The sequence below is a fragment of the Clostridium sp. Marseille-P299 genome, assembly GCF_900078195.1.
Taxonomy (GTDB): domain Bacteria; phylum Bacillota; class Clostridia; order Lachnospirales; family Lachnospiraceae; genus Lachnoclostridium.
This window is the reverse complement of sequence record NZ_FJVE01000006.1, coordinates 754,151-775,095: the sequence shown is the minus strand read 5'-3', so window position 1 is coordinate 775,095 and position 20,945 is coordinate 754,151. Positions and strand designations below refer to the sequence as shown.

Annotated in this window: 22 protein-coding genes; 13 read left to right on the top strand and 9 right to left on the bottom strand. The window is 34.0% G+C overall.

Annotated features, from left to right (window positions below):
• Nucleotides 1-37: 37 nt before the first annotated feature.
• The 3 genes from BN4220_RS07460 to BN4220_RS19765 all read left to right on the top strand — a co-directional run bounded on the left by BN4220_RS07460 (nucleotide 38) and on the right by BN4220_RS19765 (nucleotide 4,224).
• Entirely contained in the window at nucleotides 38-1,246 is a 1,209-nt protein-coding gene (locus BN4220_RS07460) for a sensor domain-containing diguanylate cyclase (protein WP_066715250.1), read from the top strand.
• Between the two features lie 170 nt (nucleotides 1,247-1,416).
• The gene (locus tag BN4220_RS07455; protein ID WP_066715248.1) at nucleotides 1,417-2,196 is read left to right on the top strand and encodes a polysaccharide deacetylase family protein; all 780 of its coding nucleotides are present in this window, start codon (nucleotides 1,417-1,419) and stop codon (nucleotides 2,194-2,196) included.
• Nucleotides 2,197-3,082: 886 nt separating this feature from the next.
• A protein-coding gene (locus tag BN4220_RS19765; protein WP_148401704.1) for an IS3 family transposase occupies nucleotides 3,083-4,224 on the top strand; the annotation gives its coding sequence in 2 pieces (ribosomal slippage) (nucleotides 3,083-3,347 and nucleotides 3,347-4,224; 1,143 coding nt in all).
• Nucleotides 4,225-4,256: 32 nt separating this feature from the next.
• Here BN4220_RS19765 and BN4220_RS07435 read toward each other — a convergent pair.
• Nucleotides 4,257-4,601 carry a cyclic nucleotide-binding domain-containing protein gene (locus tag BN4220_RS07435; protein ID WP_066715242.1) on the bottom strand — a complete coding sequence of 115 codons (345 nt, stop codon included), beginning with the start codon at nucleotides 4,599-4,601 and terminating at the stop codon, nucleotides 4,257-4,259.
• A gap of 500 nt (nucleotides 4,602-5,101) precedes the next feature.
• Between BN4220_RS07435 and BN4220_RS07430 the strand changes: the two genes are divergently transcribed.
• The 5 genes from BN4220_RS07430 to ltrA all read left to right on the top strand — a co-directional run bounded on the left by BN4220_RS07430 (nucleotide 5,102) and on the right by ltrA (nucleotide 11,274).
• Nucleotides 5,102-5,284: a hypothetical protein gene (locus BN4220_RS07430; protein ID WP_066715241.1), complete on the top strand. Its 183-nt coding sequence runs from the start codon at nucleotides 5,102-5,104 to the stop codon at nucleotides 5,282-5,284.
• A gap of 139 nt (nucleotides 5,285-5,423) precedes the next feature.
• Nucleotides 5,424-6,614, top strand: a complete 1,191-nt coding sequence (locus tag BN4220_RS07425; protein ID WP_066713149.1) for an IS256 family transposase — start codon at nucleotides 5,424-5,426, stop codon at nucleotides 6,612-6,614.
• A gap of 33 nt (nucleotides 6,615-6,647) precedes the next feature.
• Nucleotides 6,648-7,589 carry an EAL domain-containing protein gene (locus BN4220_RS07420; protein WP_148401703.1) on the top strand — a complete coding sequence of 314 codons (942 nt, stop codon included), beginning with the start codon at nucleotides 6,648-6,650 and terminating at the stop codon, nucleotides 7,587-7,589.
• Nucleotides 7,590-8,065: 476 nt separating this feature from the next.
• Nucleotides 8,066-9,292 carry a sensor domain-containing diguanylate cyclase gene (locus BN4220_RS07415; protein WP_066715239.1) on the top strand — a complete coding sequence of 409 codons (1,227 nt, stop codon included), beginning with the start codon at nucleotides 8,066-8,068 and terminating at the stop codon, nucleotides 9,290-9,292.
• 569 nt (nucleotides 9,293-9,861) lie between these two features.
• On the top strand, nucleotides 9,862-11,274 hold the full coding sequence (gene ltrA / locus BN4220_RS07410) for a group II intron reverse transcriptase/maturase (protein ID WP_066713335.1): 1,413 nt from the start codon (nucleotides 9,862-9,864) through the stop codon (nucleotides 11,272-11,274).
• Between the two features lie 95 nt (nucleotides 11,275-11,369).
• On the opposite strand, the gene BN4220_RS07405 is transcribed toward ltrA, so the two are convergent.
• The 3 genes from BN4220_RS07405 to BN4220_RS07395 all read right to left on the bottom strand — a co-directional run bounded on the left by BN4220_RS07405 (nucleotide 11,370) and on the right by BN4220_RS07395 (nucleotide 13,141).
• Entirely contained in the window at nucleotides 11,370-11,570 is a 201-nt protein-coding gene (locus tag BN4220_RS07405) for a cold-shock protein (RefSeq protein ID WP_066715237.1), read from the bottom strand.
• A 55-nt stretch (nucleotides 11,571-11,625) separates the two neighbouring features.
• A complete protein-coding gene (locus BN4220_RS07400) occupies nucleotides 11,626-11,826 on the bottom strand; it encodes a cold-shock protein (RefSeq protein ID WP_066715235.1) in 201 nt (66 codons plus the stop codon).
• Nucleotides 11,827-12,190: 364 nt separating this feature from the next.
• Nucleotides 12,191-13,141 carry an AraC family transcriptional regulator gene (locus BN4220_RS07395; protein ID WP_066715233.1) on the bottom strand — a complete coding sequence of 317 codons (951 nt, stop codon included), beginning with the start codon at nucleotides 13,139-13,141 and terminating at the stop codon, nucleotides 12,191-12,193.
• 159 nt (nucleotides 13,142-13,300) lie between these two features.
• Between BN4220_RS07395 and BN4220_RS07390 the strand changes: the two genes are divergently transcribed.
• The 4 genes from BN4220_RS07390 to BN4220_RS07375 are packed head-to-tail and all read left to right on the top strand — an operon-like array spanning nucleotide 13,301 to nucleotide 17,803.
• Entirely contained in the window at nucleotides 13,301-14,299 is a 999-nt protein-coding gene (locus BN4220_RS07390; protein ID WP_066715228.1) for a sugar ABC transporter substrate-binding protein, read from the top strand.
• Between the two features lie 29 nt (nucleotides 14,300-14,328).
• A complete protein-coding gene (locus BN4220_RS07385) occupies nucleotides 14,329-15,315 on the top strand; it encodes an ABC transporter permease subunit (RefSeq protein WP_066715226.1) in 987 nt (328 codons plus the stop codon).
• A 34-nt stretch (nucleotides 15,316-15,349) separates the two neighbouring features.
• Complete coding sequence (locus BN4220_RS07380; RefSeq protein ID WP_066715224.1) at nucleotides 15,350-16,867, top strand: sugar ABC transporter ATP-binding protein; 1,518 nt, start codon at nucleotides 15,350-15,352, stop codon at nucleotides 16,865-16,867.
• 18 nt (nucleotides 16,868-16,885) lie between these two features.
• Nucleotides 16,886-17,803, top strand: a complete 918-nt coding sequence (locus tag BN4220_RS07375; protein ID WP_082812198.1) for an amidohydrolase family protein — start codon at nucleotides 16,886-16,888, stop codon at nucleotides 17,801-17,803.
• A gap of 162 nt (nucleotides 17,804-17,965) precedes the next feature.
• Here BN4220_RS07375 and BN4220_RS07370 read toward each other — a convergent pair whose 3' ends face one another.
• The 5 genes from BN4220_RS07370 to BN4220_RS07350 all read right to left on the bottom strand — a co-directional run bounded on the left by BN4220_RS07370 (nucleotide 17,966) and on the right by BN4220_RS07350 (nucleotide 19,881).
• On the bottom strand, nucleotides 17,966-18,166 hold the full coding sequence (locus BN4220_RS07370; RefSeq protein ID WP_066715222.1) for a cold-shock protein: 201 nt from the start codon (nucleotides 18,164-18,166) through the stop codon (nucleotides 17,966-17,968).
• Between the two features lie 54 nt (nucleotides 18,167-18,220).
• On the bottom strand, nucleotides 18,221-18,421 hold the full coding sequence (locus BN4220_RS07365) for a cold-shock protein (protein ID WP_066715220.1): 201 nt from the start codon (nucleotides 18,419-18,421) through the stop codon (nucleotides 18,221-18,223).
• A gap of 54 nt (nucleotides 18,422-18,475) precedes the next feature.
• On the bottom strand, nucleotides 18,476-18,676 hold the full coding sequence (locus tag BN4220_RS07360) for a cold-shock protein (RefSeq protein ID WP_066715218.1): 201 nt from the start codon (nucleotides 18,674-18,676) through the stop codon (nucleotides 18,476-18,478).
• A gap of 55 nt (nucleotides 18,677-18,731) precedes the next feature.
• Nucleotides 18,732-18,932: a cold-shock protein gene (locus BN4220_RS07355; protein WP_066715216.1), complete on the bottom strand. Its 201-nt coding sequence runs from the start codon at nucleotides 18,930-18,932 to the stop codon at nucleotides 18,732-18,734.
• Between the two features lie 448 nt (nucleotides 18,933-19,380).
• The gene (locus BN4220_RS07350; RefSeq protein WP_066715214.1) at nucleotides 19,381-19,881 is read right to left on the bottom strand and encodes a GNAT family N-acetyltransferase; all 501 of its coding nucleotides are present in this window, start codon (nucleotides 19,879-19,881) and stop codon (nucleotides 19,381-19,383) included.
• 488 nt (nucleotides 19,882-20,369) lie between these two features.
• On the opposite strand from BN4220_RS07350, the gene BN4220_RS07345 reads away from it, so the two are divergent.
• Nucleotides 20,370-20,903: a hypothetical protein gene (locus BN4220_RS07345; RefSeq protein ID WP_066715213.1), complete on the top strand. Its 534-nt coding sequence runs from the start codon at nucleotides 20,370-20,372 to the stop codon at nucleotides 20,901-20,903.
• Nucleotides 20,904-20,945: the final 42 nt, after the last annotated feature.

Here is a 20,945-nt window from a genome sequence, read left to right as displayed (position 1 = left end):
CTTCAGGAATATGTATTAGTTTTAGAGGTATTAATTTATGTTAGATTTGCATATTGATGAAAGAGTTAAAAATATTTTAAATAAAATTCATGCAGGAGTTCTTTATTGTAAAAATGATGACCATTCTACGATCCTGTATGCGAATGATTATTTTTATACAATTGTTGGGTATAGCAAAGAAGAAGTAGAGACTCTCTTTGGAAATCGTTTTGCGGACATGGTAATTGATGATGTTTCTGAAATTTTAGTTGATGTTGCCGCAGCGATTGAAAAAGGTGAAAATCTGGATTTTGAATATCGTATGCGCAGAAAAGACGGAACAATAATATATATTCATGATACAGCATGTTATGATGAAGAATATAATTGCTTTTATATAACGATTATGGATGTAACTGCAATGAAGAGTATTGAAAATGAAAGAGAAAAATTAAATACTTATTTGGAATACCTACCGAATAAAATTGTAATCACTGATCCGGATACCAACATTGTTTATAAGAATCGAGAGGCTGAGGAATGTGTGTATTATAATAAAAATTCAGAGACTCTACCGGACTTGATAAAACCTTATATTATTGGAATGGATACTACTTATTTGCTTGAGGATCTGAAACAAGGTGGTAGGATTCAGTATGAAACTAGATTTAGAGAAGGAAATGAGTTTATTGGGCATGATAAAAATTATATTGTGCCAATTCGAGATAAAAATAATAATATTTTAAACTATATGCAGGTGAGTGAAAATCTACTTACAAATTCAGATAATCTTACAAACTTTCCTACAAGAGCAATATTTCAAGATTACTATAATCATCTTCTAGAACGTAAAAAAGATTTTTGTGCATTTCTAGGGATTGTAGATATTGATAATTTTAAGATGATTAATGATACATATGGGCATCTGACTGGTGATCAAGCAATTAAACTGACAGCATATCGGTTAACTCAGTTTCTTGGAAAGGAAGATTATATCTGCCGTTACGGTGGGGATGAATTTCTTCTTCTAATATTAGGAGATAATGAAGAGGAACTTATAAGCAGATTCTCTAGACTAATGGACTTAACCCGAATTCCAGTGCATTTAAATTACAATCAATTCTATCTTACTTATAGTATTGGATTTGCATCGTCCAATGGGGAAAGACTTTCATATACAAAAATGATGCAAAATGCAGATGAAGCTTTATATCAAGTGAAGGTCAGGGGAAAACGAAATATTATGTTGCATCATGGGAATAATTGATTGATTAAACGAAACAAATTATGGAATTTTAATTGAAAATGAATGGTTAAGAATAAACGGATCATAGTGATGGATAAATTTCAACAGATTGGAAAAGTTTTAATAATCTTATCATAACTCATTGTATTCTCAATATAAATATAGTAATACATATTATGTTGAGGGATGCCATGACCTTTGAAATTGATAAGGAAAAACTAATGAGGTTCATAAAATCTGGTATTATTGTATTATCAGCAATTCTCTTAATTGCAGCAGGAGTTCATTTCGTACCTAAGGCGGTACAGACGATATCAAATAGTAAAAGAGAGTTGCCAATTTACTGTGTAGGAACGGATAAGAAGCAAGTTGCACTTTCATTTGATGCTGCGTGGGGGAATGAAGATACCGCAACGATTTTAGAAATTTTAGCTAAGCACAACGTTAAGGTTACATTTTTTATGACTGGCGGATGGATTGAAAAATACCCTGACGATGTAAAGGCTATTGCGGCAGCAGGTCATGACCTTGGTAATCATAGTGAAAATCATAAGCAAATGTCGAAGCTTTCAAAAGAAGAATGCATTGCGGAACTTAAAAAGCCTCATGATAAAGTAAAAGAGTTGACGGGGAAGGATATGACATTATTTAGACCACCGTATGGAGATTATAATAATACTTTAATTGCGGCTGCAAAGGAAACAGGTTATTATACGATTCAATGGGATGTTGATAGTTTAGACTGGAAAGATTATGGAGTGGATTCTATTATTAATATGGTGGTAAATAACAAGCACCTGGGAAATGGATCGATTATTTTATGCCATAATGGAGCTAAGTTTACCGCAGATGCTCTTGAGAAAATGATTACTGGGTTACAGAAGAAAGGGTATGAAATTGTTCCTATTTCTCAATTAATCTATACGGATAATTATCATATAGATCATGAAGGAAGACAAATTAAAGAGTGATTGTAAGGGCATAGTATTATTTTTATAAAGTACTTGCAAATTTCAGTATACGAAATTAAAAAATTGAGTTTTAGATAACAGTCTTGTACTATAGTACAGGGCTGTTTTAAAGGTTAATGTATGAGGTAGTAGTCATGGTGGCTACTACCTCATTTAAGTCAGAACCATGTCGTAAGCTGAACCGACAAAGAAAATTTCCAAGTGATACAGCATTACTAAAAGACTTGTACTTAGCTATATTAAAAATTGATAATAAATGGAAATTACTACTTAGAAACTGGGGGGAGGTCTATGAGAAAATTAGCATTATTTAAAATAATTGAACAATAAAGTAACAGATTTTTCAGATCAATTATTGAGTGTATTTTTAGTACTCTTCTATATATATCTTTATAAAACACGTTATATTTTTATGCTAAGGCACTTTTATGTATGTCTATTGTAGAGTAAAATATACCTCTGATATCTTCACACAAATTTATTTACTCTCTATTTTGATGATACAGTAACTTAAATTTACGACCGGAGCTACTAATAATTTTTTCATCATTTAATTTACGGATTTCCCTCATTAAAGAACGTCTATCTACACATAAATATTGAGCCAATTTTAATAATGTAATTGGTATTGTAAAACTATCTGATTCAAAAATGAGTTGATTATAGTCTAAATAGGTAAGAATTTTCTCTCGAATTGTACTTTTACATAAAAAATTTATACGCAAAGAAAGAGATTTTGATCTAATGGACATTAATATGAATAAATTCTTTAATATTTCACAATGACTATTACATTTTATATCACAATTGTCCTGGTATAATTAAGTTGTAACACCTTAGTATAAAATTTTGATATAATAATACAAAACTAAGGAGAGATTACAGCATGGCTACTTATAATAAATATGAACCTGAACTAAAAGAAAAAATATTGCGTCTTTATCTGGAAGAAGGACGTACAAAAAAGAGTTTAACTGAAGAGTACAACTTAGGAAGTGGTACGATCACATACTGGCTACAACAACGACGTAAAGAATGCAAAACAAATCCTATCATCAAACAAGAGACCGATTCCTACGAGGAGAACAAACGTCTTCGACGTCAACTTGAAGAATTGAAAAAGGAGAATGAGTTCTTAAAAAAGGCGGCAGCATTCTTTGCGAAGGAAATCGATTAGTTGTTTACCAGTTTATCCAGAAAAATTGCAACACGTTTGGCCTACGTTGGCTTTTACGGAAATTCAACCTATCACCAAATGCTTACTATAATTACTTAAAGAATCGTAAGTCTACTTATCATGCTCAAAAAGCTGAAACGCAACGTAAAATCGTTGAAATTTACCATGAAGCAAACGGTGCTCCAGGCTACAGAATGATGCGTGATTTGTTAGAACAACGTAAATATAAGTATAGTGATTCAACCATCCATAAATATATGAAAGAGCTCGGTCTACGTTCTATTACAAGACGTAAAAAGCCTGATTATAAGAAAGGAAAAGCTCATAAAGTTTATCCTAATCTCTTAAATCAAAACTTTGTCGTTGGAGCCAAAAATAAGGTTTGGTGTACAGATTTCACCTATCTTTTTTTAGAAAATGGTACAGTTCGTTATAATTGTACGATTCTTGACTTATTTGATCGTTCAGTGATTGCTAGTTTAAATGGGGATCATATAACATCTGAATTAGCGATTGCAACACTTAAAATTGCTATTCAGCGTCATAAGCCAAAGAGAGGATTAATCCTTCATAGCGACCAAGGAACCCAATTCACTTCACAAGAATTCAATGTATTCTGTGAAAAGGCTCATATACAACAAAGTATGAGCCGAGCAGGATGTCCTTATGATAATGCTCCTATGGAGCGTTATTATAATACGTTAAAATCAGAACGTATGAATCATTTTTCATATAAAACGAAAGAGGACTTAGATGCTGCAGTAAATGAATTTGCTTATATTTGGTATAATCATGTAAGACCACACAAGTATAATAAAGGGAAAACACCAGCTCAGGCTAGAGCTGCTTAAATTTTATACACTAGTGTTACAATTTTGCTTGACTAGAACAAATGTTTTATAAATTGATTATAGTTTAAAAATAGCACAGTACAATCCATTTTTGCAATTATTAGATATAACTTACTTTCTAAAGTCAAGGAAATAATGGAGCCAAAGATATCATTATTTCCGTATTGTTCCAGTAAATAGCTCTTCCCGTCATATTCACTGCAAATAAGCTCAGCTTTGCCTGAAAGTAGGATACCGATATCCGTATTATTTACAGTATAATCCATAATAACATCACCGGCCGTATAATTTTTATATATAAGTAAATCACATTTTTGAATCTCTCTTAATATATTTTTTTCTGAATTTTCAGTTTGCACTGTATGTAAAAATCTCATTATATTTCTTTCAACTTCTTTCTTATAATATTGGGCAGTATCAATTATTTTGGGTTAATAATTGATGAATGAAGTAAATACATCTTTCAAGAGATTCAACAAAGTTAGTAATTCTACTTTTCATTAATATTTATTTACTCTTGAACGAGTTTATATTTGTATATATGTTAAACTTTTATAATAAACCATATGCTAAGTTTAATTTATGCGTATGCTAAGTTTTACGTTGATAATTTTACAATACTAGATGGAATCTTTAGATTTATATCTAGTTCATTTATTATAAACCATAATATTCTTTTAGCTGTGTGGCATATGCCACACAGCTTTAATTACCCTATATTATATAATATAAAAAAATAAAGACAACCTAGTTATATATTGATAAAAAATAATGTATTGTTGTTTGGTATCAGATGATATTTGATTCATGCAAATATAAAATGCAATAGAATCATATGTATTTGATATATATATATAATGAAAAAAAGGAGGGTTTTATGAAGTTAGAGTTGGATTTAGAAGATACAACAGAAGTTAGAATTATAAAACAAAATAATAATATTGAAATTCACTATACTAAAAATGAAAATTTTAATTCTTCAAATCAGCCTAATTTTCGATATTTCAACGAAATTTTAAAATATCATCAAAATTTACTTCAATTAAGGTTAAATAAATAAATTATATATGTATATATTTAAGAGGTTTTTATGAGATAGTGTAAAATATTTTGTGTAAATAAAAATAGAGAAGTTCCATCTGACATGGTAAAATGTTTAACGACGAAGAAAAACATAACCAAGAAAGAAGGACTTCCCTATGACTAATAATAACAAAAATCAAAAAGAAAATCTAGACTTAAACTCTTTTTTTGAAGAGTATATTCTTGGTCTATTAAAACAAACCATGGAAACCTTGATGAAGGAAGAACTCACTAACATTCTCCAGTACAGTAAATATAGCTACGAAGGACATGGTACTGGCAATTCACGCAACGGATACTATACCCGTAATTATGAAACCAAATACGGTCTGATTGAGAATCTTAAAATTCCTCGTGACCGTAATAATGAGTTTGAACAACAACTCATTCCACCATATGCAAGAAGAGATGATTGGCTAGAAACCATGATCATCCGCATGTATGCAAGTGGAGTATCTACACGTGAAATTGCTAACATCATTGAAAAACTTTATGGAAATTCTTATAGTGCGGCTACAGTAAGTAATATCACTGATGTTGCTCTTGAAGAAATTGAACAGTGGCATAAGCGTCCTCTAAAGAAGAGGTACAGTGTCATTTATATTGATGCTTTACATCTTAAATTAAGAAGAGATACAGTATCAAGTGACGCCGTTTACTTCATTTTAGGTGTCGATGAAGATGGATACCGTGAAGTATTAGACTTCTTTATCGGTGTAAATGAAAGCGCTTATGTTTGGGAGGATAATCTTCGCCAGATAAAAGAACGAGGCGTAGATGAAGTTCTCCTCTTCGTCATGGACGGTCTCTCTGGACTTGACGATGCTGTTCATAGAGTATATCCAAAAGCGGATATTCAACGATGTATTGTCCATAAAGTTCGTAATGCAATTCGTAGTGTTCGTAAGAAAGATATCAACGATTTTACAGCTGATTTAAAAGTTGTATACGAATCTCCAAACCTAGAGCAGTGTAGAGCAGCTTTAGACGAATTTGCTGTTAAATGGAGTAAATCTTATAAACGTGTAGTGGAATCCTGGTTAAATGACGAGGACTTATTCACATACTATAAATACCCTGTTTCTATGCGAAAATCCATCTATACAACGAATTGGATCGAGCGCTTTAATAAAGAAGTACGTCGTCTTGTAAAAACTAAGGATGCACTACCCACAGAAGACGCATGTAGTAAACTCGTTTATTATAAAGTGATTTCTTATAATGAATCATGGTCTACAAGAAAGCTTAGAGGCTTTGCTTGTTCATCAGATAAACTTCAGGATATGTTTACCGAAAGGTACGCATAAACTATTTACACAAAATTATTGACACTACCTTTTATGAAATTAAGATATTTAATAGAAATCATATTTTTAATGATTATTTTTCCTGTAGAAAATGTGATTAATATAATTCATACAAATATATATGCTTTAAAAGATATGGTTACGATCGGCCTATTATTATTAGTATGTATTTTGATCTTTATTTTTGCTTTAGTTCCAGGATTGAAAAAGATGTTAATTAGAAAGAAAATCAGATTAAATATGCGTCATAATAATTATTTATTACAATACCAACCTATTTATAATCCAAGAAATAATAGAATTGTTGGATTTGAAGGATTATTAAGGTTACAAGATAAGAATAAAGAGCTTATATCTCCTCTTAAATTCATCCCTGAAATTGAAAATAATAATATGCTAAATGAAGTTTCTCTTTGGATTATAGAAAAAGTAACTGAAGATTACAGCAAAATATATAACTACGAATGTATGCAGAAAATGGAATTTTATATATCTCTAAATCTATCATTGAATGAAATTGAAAATGACTACTTTGTTGATAGAGCTATTAGCCTTTTGGCTAACTCAAGATTAGGAGAGAAAAAGATTTGTTTGGAAATAATTGAACGGTTTAAAATGAATAATTATGATAAAGTTAATCAAAATATAAAAAGATTAAAGGCAGCAGGATATAAACTTGCTATCGATGATTTTGGAGTAGAATATTCAAACTTGGATACTCTGCATAATTTTAATGCAGATATTATAAAAGTAGATAAATTTTTCGTTGATGGAATTGTTAAAGATGAATTTAAAGAAGAGGTAATTTTATTTATATCTAAGCTCGCAGGTCTTAGAAATCAATCGGTGGTATTAGAGGGAGTTGAAGAAATCAGTCAAGTGGCCAAAATTAAAGAAATAGAAAATGATTATTTGTTTGTTCAAGGGTTTTTTTATGGAGAACCAATGGATTTAGAGAAAATTAGATTTCTTTAGATGTATGATATAGTCAAAGCCAACTCAAACTACTCTCTTGTTTTTGGTTCGAACTGCATTATTTGACGTTTGAGAAAGTAATTATAAGATTGGAGTTATCCATATCCTATTGCTTTTCAATAATGTTCAAATAGTGCAGTTTTTTTGTGGTAAACTTCCAGGACCAACATGGGAGCTCCAGACTTAGAATTTTTTAAATTTGTAAATAATATAAGAAGAATACTTTTTGAAAGCAGAATTTTTGTATATATTAGAGAATATTGGAAGAAAAATGGGAAAATAGAAGAAAAATATAGAAAAAATAAAAGATATTTTTTATAATACATATAACTAAATTAGTTTTGGATTTTATTGGCGTAAGTCAGAGAAGAAAAAGGCTCTCCGACATTGTGCCGGAGCGTCTGCATTGTTTTTTATAGATGAATATGTCATCTGGGAAATACCTGCCCAGATAGCTAATTGTTAGGAGGAAGAAAATGTCAAAATTATCTTTGGATAACAGAGTAGTAAACATCTTAAATCACATAAATGCGGGTGTTCTCTACTGCAAAAATGATGAGCATTCCACGATACTCTACGCAAATGATTACTTTTATCAGATGATTGGATACGAGAAGGATGAGTTTGCAATCTTGTTTAGCAATAGATTTGCTGATCTTGTTATGGACGATGTCTCTCATATTTTAAAGTCGATTGACGAAAAAATTGCGAGAGGTGAAGACCTTGACTTTGAGTTTCGGATGCGCAACAAGCAAGGAGAAATCTTCTGGGTACACGATACAGCCAAATATGAACAGGAATATAACTGCTGGTATGTGACAATCATGAACATAACGGATATGAAGAGTATCGAGTATGAGAGAGAGAGACTGGAGTTTTATCTTAACAGCATGCCCAATAAGATTGTAATATGTGACCAGAATGCCAACATCATATATAGAAACAAATGTGCAAAGGATTGCCTATACTACAATCCAGAAGCCAGCTCTCTTCATCAGCTGAATGGTGGCAACATTCTGGGAATGCAGATGGAGGAGGTTCTTAGGCAGGCCTCGCTTGGAGTGGAAGTAAACTATGAGACAAGGTTTCAAGAGAATGGGACTTTCATTGGACACGATAAAAATCGTATGATTCCAATTAGAAGTACCGATGGGAAAATCCTGAACTATATGCAGGTGAGCGAAGACCTTTTAAGCCTAAGTGATGGGCTGACACATTTTCCGACCCGCGCCATGTTTGAGGATTATTATCATTATTTTACCGAAGCTCATTCGGATCAGGCTATCTATATGGCAATTATCGATATCGATAATTTCAAGAATATTAACGATACCTATGGACATTATGTTGGTGACGAAGTGATTCGAATAACAGGGCAGAGACTATCATCCGTCCTTGGAAAAGAGGATTACATATGTCGCTATGGCGGAGACGAGTTTATGATTCTGTTTGTGAATCAGCAGTTGGAATCGGTTCTGGATAAGTGCAGGTATATTCTGTATACGGCTTTAAGTACGGTTCAAATCAGGCAGGTGGCCATAGAGCTGTCCTACAGTATTGGGATTGCCTCCGGCGAACACGCATCCGGATATCAGGATCTGATGGAAAAAGCGGATCATGCGCTTTATCAGGTGAAGGAGAATGGAAAAGGCTGTATTATAGTCTATGATAAATCTGAAGACAAACAGGGCAGTGACCTTTAAGGGACAGAGGTTAAATATAAACGAATTCTGTTATCATTAGCAAGTGAATCTGTTGATTGATGGAATATTATACACAAATTTTTGAGCTATTATTATTGATGAAGTACGCATAAAAACCCCGGGAGAATCTCTCCCGGGGTTTCAATATAGTGTGCCCAGCATGGGCGCAATCTAATGGGTTAAAGTCCCTAACACAGCCTAGTAGTGGCAAGTGTATAGCCCAAGACAAGGGTGTCGTTCGTGAGGGCGAATCTGAAGGAAGTCCGTGGGCAAATCTCTGGTCTGACGAACAGAAATCACATACAAGGCATTAATTAAGGATAAGATTGCTATACAAATCGAAGTCCAATAACTACTCGAAATTAATTAATGTAAATGTGGCAGATAGATGGAGAGGAAGATTGCGTTCTTACCTGGGGAGGTCTTAGTGATACGTCATGGAAGTGAACTCTGAAATGACAACCCATGCAGTGATGTATGGCTGAACACTAAGAAGTCAGCAGAGGTCATAGTACCGGAGGTAGTCGACGACCTTTGGGAAGGACTGAACAATAGGAGGTTTTGAAAGTTTGAAAGAAACAAAGAAATGTGATGACAGCAGACAACTGAATACAGAATCAGGTCATTTGCAAAAGGATAGAGTGGAACTCGAAAGCTATGCAAAGGCGCCGAGCATTTCTATGACGTCGGATAACAGACAGAACGCCCGAAGAGAATATCACTATGGATTGCTAGAGAAAATCATTAGTAATGAAAATCTAAATGAAGCCTTTAAACGTGTAAAGAAGAATAAAGGAAGTCATGGAATCGACAAGATGGGAGTAGATGAACTTCTACCATATCTAAGAAGTCATGGCGAAGAGCTTAAGCAATCCATAGCAGATGGAAGTTATAAACCGAATCCCGTAAGAAGGGTAGAGATACCAAAGGATAACGGGAAAACAAGACCATTAGGGATACCAACTGTAGTAGACCGAGTGATACAACAGGCAGTATCACAAGTACTAACGCCAATCTTTGAGAAGAAATTTTCAGAGAATAGTTATGGATTTAGACCAAATCGAAACGCGCATCAAGCAATTCTAAAATGTAAAGAATACATGGATGAAGGCTATAAATGGGCGGTAGATATAGATTTAGAAAAGTACTTTGATACTGTCAACCACGATAGGTTAATTGGGCTGATTTATAAAGAAGTCAAGGATATACGAGTAATCGGACTGATAAGGAAGTATCTAAATGCAGGAGTGATGGAAAAGGGATTAGTAAGTGCTACTGTAGAAGGAGTGCCTCAAGGTGGGAACTTATCTCCACTATTAAGTAATATCATGTTGCATGAACTAGATATGGAATTAGAACGAAGAGGACTTAAGTTCTGCCGTTATGCAGATGATTGCAATGTATACGTGAAATCAAAGAAATCAGCAGAGCGAGTTATGAAAAGTATCACGGAGTTTATAGAAAAGGACTTGAAGCTTAAAGTTAACAAAGAGAAAAGTAAGGTAGACCGACCATGGAAACTAAAATATCTAGGATATACCTTTTACAATAAGAAAGGTGAAATGGGAATAAGAGTACATCAAGTTTCTGTTAAGAAGTTAAAAGGAAAACTTAAGAGTATCACTGGAAGAAGTAATGCAATGAGTATGGAACTCAGAGCTATTAAACTAAAACAATTAATTGTTGGCTGGATAAGTTACTTCAAACTAGCAGATATGAAAGGTACTTTACGAGAACTTGATGAGTGGCTAAGAAGACGTTTACGTCTTTGTTACTGGAAACAGTGGAAAAAGATTAAAACGAAACATGATAACTTAGTTAAACTAGGGGTAGAGAATTGGAAAGCATGGGAACATGCGAATACAAGGAAAGGCTACTGGAGAATCTCCAATAGCCCAATCTTAAATTCAACTCTTACCAATAAATATCTTAGAGAACAAGGTTTTATAACACTTAGTGAAAGATATTCGCAAATAAGGTAATCTTATTGAACCGCCGTATACCGAACGGTACGTACGGTGGTGTGAGAGGACGGAAATTCAATTAATGAATTTCCTCCTACTCGATTAAAAAGTAATTATAATCTAACTACGTTAGTAGCTTGATCGCCTCTGTTACCTTTTTCAATATCAAAGCTTACGGCTTGACCTTCTTCTAAGGATTTAAAACCATCTCCTTGGATAGCTGAAAAATGAACGAATACGTCATTTCCGTTATCTGTAGTAATAAAACCAAAACCTTTTTCTGCGTTAAACCATTTTACTATGCCTGTATTCATGTTGAATCTCCTATTATCTTCTCTGTTATTATTTTATATTTTTTAGATTACTCTATTATAATCTGATTACGTTAGTAGCTTGATCGCCTCTGTTACCTTTTTCAATGTCAAAGCTTACGGATTGACCTTCTTCTAAGGACTTGAAACCGTCTCCTTGGATAGCTGAAAAATGAACGAATACGTCATTTCCGTTATCTGTAGTAATAAAACCAAAACCTTTTTCTGCGTTAAACCATTTTACTGTACCTTTATTCATGTGGTACCTCCTAAATTTTACTTTTATTTTAAAGTATAAAAAAATCACATATTTTTACAAATTATATATATATAGTGACGCATACATATAATCTCTAAAAATATGTGAATCCGTTAATACATTAATAATACGAAATTTAGTTTAACATGAAGTTTTTAGTTTGTCAACAAGTTTTTGAAAGAAAATTTATATTCACTCTTTTAGCCATTATATTACGGCAAAGTTGCGGCGTAATTGACAAGTACGGGGTAATACATTAAGAGGAGGTTTTAGGGTAGAGATACATTTCTGATATCAGTCACACATAGTGGGTAGCCACAGTGGAGGCAAGGATTTCCTTGCCTCTACCGTTTTTATGCCGTCTTTATAACTGGGTGGGCCAATCTTGTTTAACATCGGATAAATATTTTTTACGTAGTTGAGATGGTGTTTCTTTGAATTGATATTTAAAGGACTTAAGAAAACTGGTGTAATCGGTAAAACCGCTGTACATGCATGAGTCCTGTACTGATAAGCCACTAATCAGTAGTTCTTTGGCGTAAAACAGGCGTTTGCAGAGTAGAAAATGATAGATGCTATCGCCGGTATAAGACTTAAAAAGTCTAGATAAATAGCCGTGGCTGACATGAACAACGGAAAGTAAGTCATTTATAGTGAATTCTGGGTCAGTAAAATGTTCATTGATGTATTTGATGGCTGCGAAGACCAGATTATTCGAGGCAGGAACCGGAGAACGTGCTTGCGCTGCCAAGGTGTATTTCAGGTTTGTGAAAAACTCGATCACCTGGCAAGGGATAATCAAATCTTGGTATTTCGTTTCCTGGCGCAGGGAATAAAACATACGCTCAAACATGGTTCGAAAAAGCAATAGTGTTTCGGGAGCGTACTCAATCACATGCACTTGTTTGGTAAATTCTGCGAAAGAATATCCGGAAGATTTCGGAATAATCTGATCTAGATATTCAGGGAAAATATGGAGAACCATTCGTTCATATCGTTTGGTCTCTTTTAAAATAATGGTTCTGTGAATCTGGTGGGGAGGAATCGTTATCATACCGTTGCGGGGTACTCGATATCGTGTTCCAGATACAGCCACTTCGATGCTACCTTCCAGAATAAGCATAACCTCAATGTGGTCATGTTCGTGGAGTAGAAGGGTGCCAAAGGAAGCGTCAATGTAATGTAATAATTTTATGCCTGTAAAGAAAGGCTCTTTTTTTATTGGTTTCTCAAAAAAAGGAAAGTTTTTGTTAATTTGTACCATGCGATTTTTAAATTTCACTCCAATCCTAAAAAAACAATAAACAAAATGCATAAAAAAATCTTTTTTATATTCTATATTATAATAAAAATGTATGAAGAAGTCAATTTTTGCAATATTTATATTTCTTTAACCTAGGATTTTGAAATTTTTATATGCTAAGATATAAGCACTTAAGATACAAAATTAAAAGGTAATGAGGAGGATCAAAATATGAGTAAATTCGTGAAAGCAGCACTTGCAGGAGTATTATGTTTAAGTATGGCATTGACCGGATGTAGTGGGAAGACTTCCGGAGCAACTCAGACAGGAACATCATCAGGGGATAAGAGATCCATTTACTTTGTCAGTCTGAAAGTTGGCGGAGCAGCTTGGAGTCAAGCACAGCAAGGCTTTGAGGACGCATGTGCAGAACTGGGATATGAGGGATATTATGTAGCGCCTACCACAGCCAATGATTCTTCACAGATGGCTAACTTATGTGAGACTGCTATGACAAATGGTGCAGATGCCATTTTAGGGCCATTGTTTGATAAAGATGTATTCACAGATATAATTGAACGGGCACATGATCAGGGAATGATTGTTGGAACAACTAATACATACTTAGGGGGAATTGAAGACTTTAATATAGGAACGGATCAAGTAAATATGGGTGTTACACAGGCGAATACATTGATTGACCTGGTGGGAGAAAACCCTTGTAAAGTAGTTTGGATGACAATGAACCTCACCAATGCCAGCACCATGGAAACATATGAAGCATTCTGCGAGGCTTTGGAAGGACATGATAATATCACTATTCACGGTATTGAGCTAGATGATAACAATCCAACCACAGCAGCTGATAAGATGAACAATTTGTGGAAAGCTGATCCGGCCATCAACGCAGTTATCTGTAATGATTCTTCAGGGGCAAGTTTGGGTGTCCCAAACTTTATTGAAGAAAATAACCTTCAGGACGAGTTTTATTCAGTAGGAATTGACGCCTCTGCAGATATTCTGAATTATGTTATGACAGGAGCATTGGATTGTACATTAGATCAGAACTTCTACAAGATGGGATATGAAAGTGTTTATATGCTGAAGGAGATTTGGGATGGCAAAGAAGTAGAGAAAAAAGTTGACTCTGGTATGAATTGCGTAACGGCAGAGAATGCAGTAGAGTATGGTGCAGCCCGCGGCTATGAAGTAACTGCCACAGCAAAATAAATGGGATTAAAAAAGGAGCGAATTATAAAATGCAAAATACAGCAATTGGGAAAAAGAATAAAAGCAAGACTAAGCTGTTTTCTGTACTTAGCAAACCAGAAATGGGAGCTGTGTTGCCGATTATTGTGTTGATTGTCGTAATTGGTGCAGTAAATCCGAATTTCTTTGCGGCTAGAAACCTGGTAGACGTGTTGCGTGCAACTAGCTATTCCTTTATCATTGCAGCGCCTCTGACGTGTCTATTTATCTCAGGCGGCTCTGACCTTTCTGTCAGCGCCGTTACCAACCTGGGAGGAATTATATGTGGATGGGCCATGGTAAACTTCGGAATGCCGATACCTGTAGCATTTGTACTTACTCTTTTGGCAGGTGCTATATGCGGTCTATTAAAATCGTTTATCGTAGTAAAAATGGCCCTTCCACCATTTATTATGACATTGGGCCTACAGTACGTTATCAACGGTTTCGTTTTGGTAAGCACAAACGGTCTTCCAGTCACAGGATTTTCAGATAGTTTTAAAGTACTTGGTCAGGGACGTTTTTTTGGAGTTTACTGGACTGTTATTATTGCAATTATTGAAGGTATCCTGGTACATATGATGCTAGCAAAAACCAAGTTTGGCCGTCAGATTTGTGCAGTGGGAGGTAATCAAGAAACAGCTAAGCTTGCAGGTATTAATGTGAATAAAGTTCGAACGATTGTGAATGTTCTGGTATCTGTATTGGCTGCTTTCTGTGGTATCTGTATGGCCAGCCGTTTCAATAGCGCCCAGACTGCGGTAGCAACTGGTACTGAGATGACCATTATGTCTTCGGTTATTATCGGTGGAACTTCTATGATGGGAGGTAGCGGAACTATCATGGGTTCATTATTGGGGTGCCTTCTCCTAGCAGTAATTAATAACGGTCTGGTACTAATGCATGTATCTAGTTTCTGGCAGAATTTAATTTTTGGATTGATTTTGATTATTTCAATTATTATTGATAAATACCGCCGAGCCAAAAGTGGAAATTAAGTATAAAAGGTGACGGGAAAGGAGAGCGCAGAGCATGAGTAAAAACGTATTGGAAATGCGTCATGTAACAAAACGATTTCCGGGCGTCCTTGCCTTGGATGATGTAAATCTGGAGCTAAGGAAAGGCGAAATTCTGGCCATCTGCGGAGAAAACGGAGCTGGAAAATCCACACTAATGAAAGTTCTTTCTGGTAGCTACAGCAACCGTGAATACGAAGGTGAAATCTTAATAGATGGAGTAACTCAGGTGTTTGAAAGTGTAGCAATGGCTCAGAAAGCTGGTATTGAGATGGTATATCAGGAAATGAATATGATGCTAGACGCAAGCGTGGCAGAGAATTTGTTCGTGGGAAATCTACCTGGTAAACATGGAATGGTGGACTACAAAACCTTATATGCCAATACGCAGAAGTTGTTAGATAGAGTAAACCTAGATGTTGCTCCAAGAGATATTGTGAGGCCGCTGAACAGTGGTCAGATGCAAATGTTAAGTCTGATGAGAGCGGTTGCAAAAAAACCTAGAATATTGGTTCTGGATGAGCCTACCACAGCGTTGACAGACTCAGAAGTCGATATTATGATGAAGTTGCTAAATGAGCTAAGAGACGCAGGAGTGAGTTGTATTTATATCAGTCATAAGATGGCAGAGATTTATCGTCTATGTGACAGAGTGTTGGTTCTTCGAGATGGACATACTATTTCTAACTATGACATTCATGATGTTGTGGAATCTACATTGATTGAAGATATGGTAGGAAGAAAGGTGGAAAATCTTTACCCAAAAACATCTCATGTTAATGAGAATGTAGAGGTGTTAAGGGTCGAACATTTGTCAGTACCGCATCCAAATATCCGCGGAAAATATATTGTAGAGGATATTTCCTTCAGCTTAAAAAAAGGCGAGATATTAGGTATTGGAGGCCTAGTGGGGGCAGGGCGTAGTGAAAGTCTGGGAGCTATATTTGGACAGTATACCAACCATGTGAAAAAGGAAGTGTATATTAATGGGAAAAAGGTGGAAATCAAAAGTCCAAAAGATGCAATTGCCCATGGAATAGGATTTGTTACAGAAGAGAGAAAACGTAATGGAATTATATGGATGCTTAGTATCCGTGAGAATATAGCAATTGCCAGTTTAGACAAGATTTCTAAAGGTCCGTTTATTGATAAAAAGAAAGAGAGGGATGAGGTAAAAAGTCTTTCTGAAAAACTGAGAATAAAGGCCCCTACCATGGAAACGAAACTGATTCAGCTCTCTGGCGGTAACCAGCAGAAGGCAATTTTGGCAAAATGGCTTTTGAATAATCCGCAGATTCTATTTATGGATGAACCGACTAAAGGTATCGATGTAGGTACAAAAGCAGATTTTTACAGTTTGATGAGTGATTTGACTAAGGCAGGAGTGTCAATTGTTATGGTAAGCTCAGATATGCCAGAACTGGTATCTATGAGTGATCGTTGTTTGGTAATTAGTAACGGACGTATTACAGCAGAATTAAAAAAGGGAGAAATCAACGAAGTTAATGTAATGCGAGCCGCGATAGCAGAATAAAGGAAGGAGTAACTATTAATGGGAAAGACAGATATACATCTGCATCTAGGACTTGATAGTAGAGAACATAAGAGAGAGCAGAAAAAAGATGACCAGAAAGTATACGCCTTTGGGACTACACCGCAACCGACTATCATGAAAATGAGCAGTAGTGCTGACATGCTTCCGCATCTAAAAGAGCTAGGAATTAGCAAAGGAATTATTTTATCAAGTGGAGAGGATAATGCTAGCATTCATAGCAATTATGAGGTTCGCCAGGCGGCAGAGAAATTTCCTGAAGTGTATCGATGGATGTGCAGTCTAGATGAAACAGACATAGATACTATAGAGGAGAGATTAAGCAAATACAAAGAGCAGGGCGCCGTAGGTGTCGGCGAATTTGCTGTAAATGAATGGTTTAACTCGCCGTTTATTGAATCAGTTCTTAATGCAGCAGAGAAGTTACATATGCCGATTTTATTTCATATGAGCCCAGAGGCTGGTTTTAATTATGGAATTGCAGATCATCCGGGACTGCCTCTACTTGAAGATGCTTTGAAACGCCATCCGAAATTGATTTTTGTGGGACATAGCCAGCCATTCTGGTATGAGATTTCGGCAGATGCAAAAACAGACAATATGGCACGTAATTCCTGGGGTGAGGGTCCGGTTGTACCTGGTGGTCGCTTGCCATATCTGTTTGAACATTATCCTAACCTCTATGGAGACCTATCGGCTAACAGTGGCGGAAATGCCTTGATGCGTGATGAAACATTCGGGTTAGAATTTCTTGATAAATATCAAGATAGGTTGATATTTGGAACCGATATGGTTAACTGTGAGATGGTATTTCCACTTGGCGCTTGGTTGGATGAAAAATTGAAAGAAGGAAAACTTTCAAAAGAAGTGTATGAGAAGGTTTGCTGGAAAAATGCAGAGAAAGTGTTTGGTTTTTAAATGATGTTAGGATTTATCCAGTAACTACACTCTAATTAAAATAGACCCTATAAGATAGGAATAGTTAATTATAAGAATGTTCTCTTTTTTTAACCGTCTATCTTATAGGGTCCATGTTACCAATTATTTAATGCAACAGCTCTTCATATATTAAAAAAGTAATTATAATCTAACTACGTTAGTAGCTTGATCGCCTCTATTACCTTTTTCAATGTCAAAGCTTACGGCTTGACCATCTTCTAAGGATTTAAAACCATCTCCTTGGATAGCTGAAAAATGAACGAATACATCATTTCCGTTATCTGTAGTAATAAAACCAAAACCTTTTTCTGCGTTAAACCATTTTACTATGCCTGTATTCATGTTGAATCTCCTATTATCTTCTCTGTTATTATTTTATTTTTTTAGATTACTCTATTATAATCTGATTACGTTAGTAGCTTGATCGCCTCTGTTACCTTTTTCAATATCAAAGCTTACAGCTTGACCATCTTCTAAGGATTTAAAACCATCTCCTTGGATAGCTGAAAAATGAACGAATACGTCATTTCCGTTATCTGTAGTAATAAAACCAAAACCTTTTTCTGCGTTAAACCATTTTACTATGCCTGTATTCATGTTGAATCTCCAATTTCTTATCTGTTAATATTTTATGTTTTTTCGATCACTCAATTATAATCTAATTACGTTCGTGGCTTGATCGCCTCTGTTACCTTTTTCAATATCAAAGCTTACGGCTTGACCTTCTTCTAAGGATTTAAAACCATCTCCTTGGATAGCTGAAAAATGAACGAATACGTCATTTCCGTTATTTGTAGTAATAAAACCAAAACCTTTTTCTGCGTTAAACCATTTTACTATGCCTGTATTCATGTTGAATCTCCTATTTTCTTATCTGTTATTATTTTATTTTTTTTAGATTACTCTATTATAATCTGATTACGTTCGTAGCTTGATCGCCTCTGTTACCATTTTCAATGTCAAAGCTTACAGCTTGACCTTCTTCTAAGGATTTAAAACCATCTCCTTGGATAGCTGAGAAGTGAACGAATACGTCATTTCCGTTATCTGTAGTAATAAAACCAAATCCTTTTTCTGAGTTAAACCATTTTACTGTACCTTTATTCATGTGGTACCTCCTAAATTTTACTTTTATTTTAAAGTATAAAAAAATCACATATTTTTACAAATTATATATATAGTGACGCATACATATAATCTCTAAAAATATGTGAATCCGTTAATACATTAATAATACGAGAGTTAGTTTAACACGAAGTTTTTAGTTTGTCAACATGTTTTTGAAAGAAAATTTATTTTTGCTCTATTATAGTTATTTTTACACGACTTTCGCTATTAAAATGTATATATTTCAGTAATGTTAGAATTAAAAGAAAATATAATGTACTATAAATAAAAGGGTATATCGGTAAAGGTTAAAGTCAAAAGTTTTTAAATGCTAAAGTAGAATTTATAAGATTGTATTTTTAGGAGATTTAATATATATTATGGGCGTGTTTTTTAAATTAGGTCGTATCTTTTATAGTTATATATATTAAAGACCTATTAAAACAGCTCTATAATATTTTTTTAAACAATTCAGCGAATGAGTTATTCTCCTCAACTTTATATATACAATCGGACTTAAATCCGTTCTTTATCAGTACTTTCTTAGAATGGATATTGTTGGTAGTTGTAATAGCAGTGATTTCTTTGACACTTACAAAGTTTGCTGCAAGCTTTAATAAACAGCTAACAACTTCGGTCCCAAATCCTTGTCCCCAGTAATCAGGAAGGAGCATATATTCTATTTCAGCCCCTGATAAATCCTCATAAAGTCTTAATGTAGCTGTACCTAGGTAGCTATTATTATTTTCAATAAATACCTTAAAGTTTCCAGCATACTCATAGTTTTTATCATTATCTATCATAAATTTAAAATATTCATCGGCTTCATCTTTTGTAAAGGTTCTGCCAAGATTCATGTTCATAACGCTCTCGTTAAATACTAGACTAGCATAATAGTGGTAATCTTCTAATCCAATATATTTCTCTAATCTTACTCTACCTTGATCCATTGTTACACTTCCAATACATATATTTTATTTTGTAACTTTAAGTTGCTAGTCCATCCTTGAAAATTATTGGATTGTTTATATAATACTTTAATTCACAGATTATGTAAATGGTATAGAGGTTTAATAATACGAAAGCAGTAATCATTGAATTATATTTACTACGTTTCTAGTTAAACAAATGATACAATCTCTAAACTAGAAAGTATTATTATAAGAAATGCAAACGTACTAAATTTATAAAAAATGGGTAAGCGATATAATAAATGAAAGCGTTGAAAATAATATTAATTACCATAAAGTGAGGTAAACTTATAATGAGAGATTAAAGCTATAGGATGTATGCATTATTATCGACATCTAATTTATATCAATGAAATACAACTTTATTTAGACACTGGGAATGAAATTACTTTTCGAATAGATGGTAAAGAAATAAATGAAATATTGCCTTAAATAACCTAAACTTATTATATAAGGAGGAGACCTACGTGAATAATGAACTTTTTTGGATTACTCTTATGCTGTACTCACTGGCTTATGTTTTATGTATAGTATTTCAGTTTTACAATCATTTAAGGTTTAAGCGTTTGATAACAACGAATAATGTTATCTCGTTTTTGGATAGCTTCTATGAAATTGCCATTTATATTGTTGGATTTTTATTTATGACTCTTTATATTTCAAGTATAATTGATTTCTTTTTATATGCTTATGGTGATGAAAACTTGAAATTTCCATTTATAGTTTATGCGGTGCCGTTAATGGTAGCATCATTCAGAATCTTAGTAAAGGACGGGTTATACGCTTATAATTCAAATAAAATATTTATTGGAGGAAAAATAACAATTGAATGGGCTGATGTAACAATAGAGAAAATTTATAAATATATGCTAATAAATAGAGCAAAAATTATTATAACAACTGATAAAACGAATATGATAAAAGATAGAAAATTTGTCATTCGAACTTCATTAAGTAATATGAAAACATTTTCAAATACTATTAACATGGCAGTAAAATAATCCGTTGATATTTCTGATATAATAAAGTTCATAATGAAATAA

What these genes read in the sequence shown, in the direction of transcription:
- BN4220_RS07460 (WP_066715250.1), top strand. Translation starts at nt 38, where the DNA reads ATGTTAGATTTGCATATTGATGAAAGAGTTAAAAATATTTTAAATAAA.
- BN4220_RS07455 (WP_066715248.1), top strand. Translation starts at nt 1,417, where the DNA reads ATGACCTTTGAAATTGATAAGGAAAAACTAATGAGGTTCATAAAATCT.
- BN4220_RS07435 (WP_066715242.1), bottom strand. Translation starts at nt 4,601, where the DNA reads ATGAGATTTTTACATACAGTGCAAACTGAAAATTCAGAAAAAAATATA.
- BN4220_RS07430 (WP_066715241.1), top strand. Translation starts at nt 5,102, where the DNA reads ATGAAGTTAGAGTTGGATTTAGAAGATACAACAGAAGTTAGAATTATA.
- BN4220_RS07425 (WP_066713149.1), top strand. Translation starts at nt 5,424, where the DNA reads ATGACTAATAATAACAAAAATCAAAAAGAAAATCTAGACTTAAACTCT.
- BN4220_RS07420 (WP_148401703.1), top strand. Translation starts at nt 6,648, where the DNA reads ATGAAATTAAGATATTTAATAGAAATCATATTTTTAATGATTATTTTT.
- BN4220_RS07415 (WP_066715239.1), top strand. Translation starts at nt 8,066, where the DNA reads ATGTCAAAATTATCTTTGGATAACAGAGTAGTAAACATCTTAAATCAC.
- BN4220_RS07405 (WP_066715237.1), bottom strand. Translation starts at nt 11,570, where the DNA reads ATGAATACAGGCATAGTAAAATGGTTTAACGCAGAAAAAGGTTTTGGT.
- BN4220_RS07400 (WP_066715235.1), bottom strand. Translation starts at nt 11,826, where the DNA reads ATGAATAAAGGTACAGTAAAATGGTTTAACGCAGAAAAAGGTTTTGGT.
- BN4220_RS07395 (WP_066715233.1), bottom strand. Translation starts at nt 13,141, where the DNA reads ATGCATTTTGTTTATTGTTTTTTTAGGATTGGAGTGAAATTTAAAAAT.
- BN4220_RS07390 (WP_066715228.1), top strand. Translation starts at nt 13,301, where the DNA reads ATGAGTAAATTCGTGAAAGCAGCACTTGCAGGAGTATTATGTTTAAGT.
- BN4220_RS07385 (WP_066715226.1), top strand. Translation starts at nt 14,329, where the DNA reads ATGCAAAATACAGCAATTGGGAAAAAGAATAAAAGCAAGACTAAGCTG.
- BN4220_RS07380 (WP_066715224.1), top strand. Translation starts at nt 15,350, where the DNA reads ATGAGTAAAAACGTATTGGAAATGCGTCATGTAACAAAACGATTTCCG.
- BN4220_RS07375 (WP_082812198.1), top strand. Translation starts at nt 16,886, where the DNA reads ATGGGAAAGACAGATATACATCTGCATCTAGGACTTGATAGTAGAGAA.
- BN4220_RS07370 (WP_066715222.1), bottom strand. Translation starts at nt 18,166, where the DNA reads ATGAATACAGGCATAGTAAAATGGTTTAACGCAGAAAAAGGTTTTGGT.
- BN4220_RS07365 (WP_066715220.1), bottom strand. Translation starts at nt 18,421, where the DNA reads ATGAATACAGGCATAGTAAAATGGTTTAACGCAGAAAAAGGTTTTGGT.
- BN4220_RS07360 (WP_066715218.1), bottom strand. Translation starts at nt 18,676, where the DNA reads ATGAATACAGGCATAGTAAAATGGTTTAACGCAGAAAAAGGTTTTGGT.
- BN4220_RS07355 (WP_066715216.1), bottom strand. Translation starts at nt 18,932, where the DNA reads ATGAATAAAGGTACAGTAAAATGGTTTAACTCAGAAAAAGGATTTGGT.
- BN4220_RS07350 (WP_066715214.1), bottom strand. Translation starts at nt 19,881, where the DNA reads ATGGATCAAGGTAGAGTAAGATTAGAGAAATATATTGGATTAGAAGAT.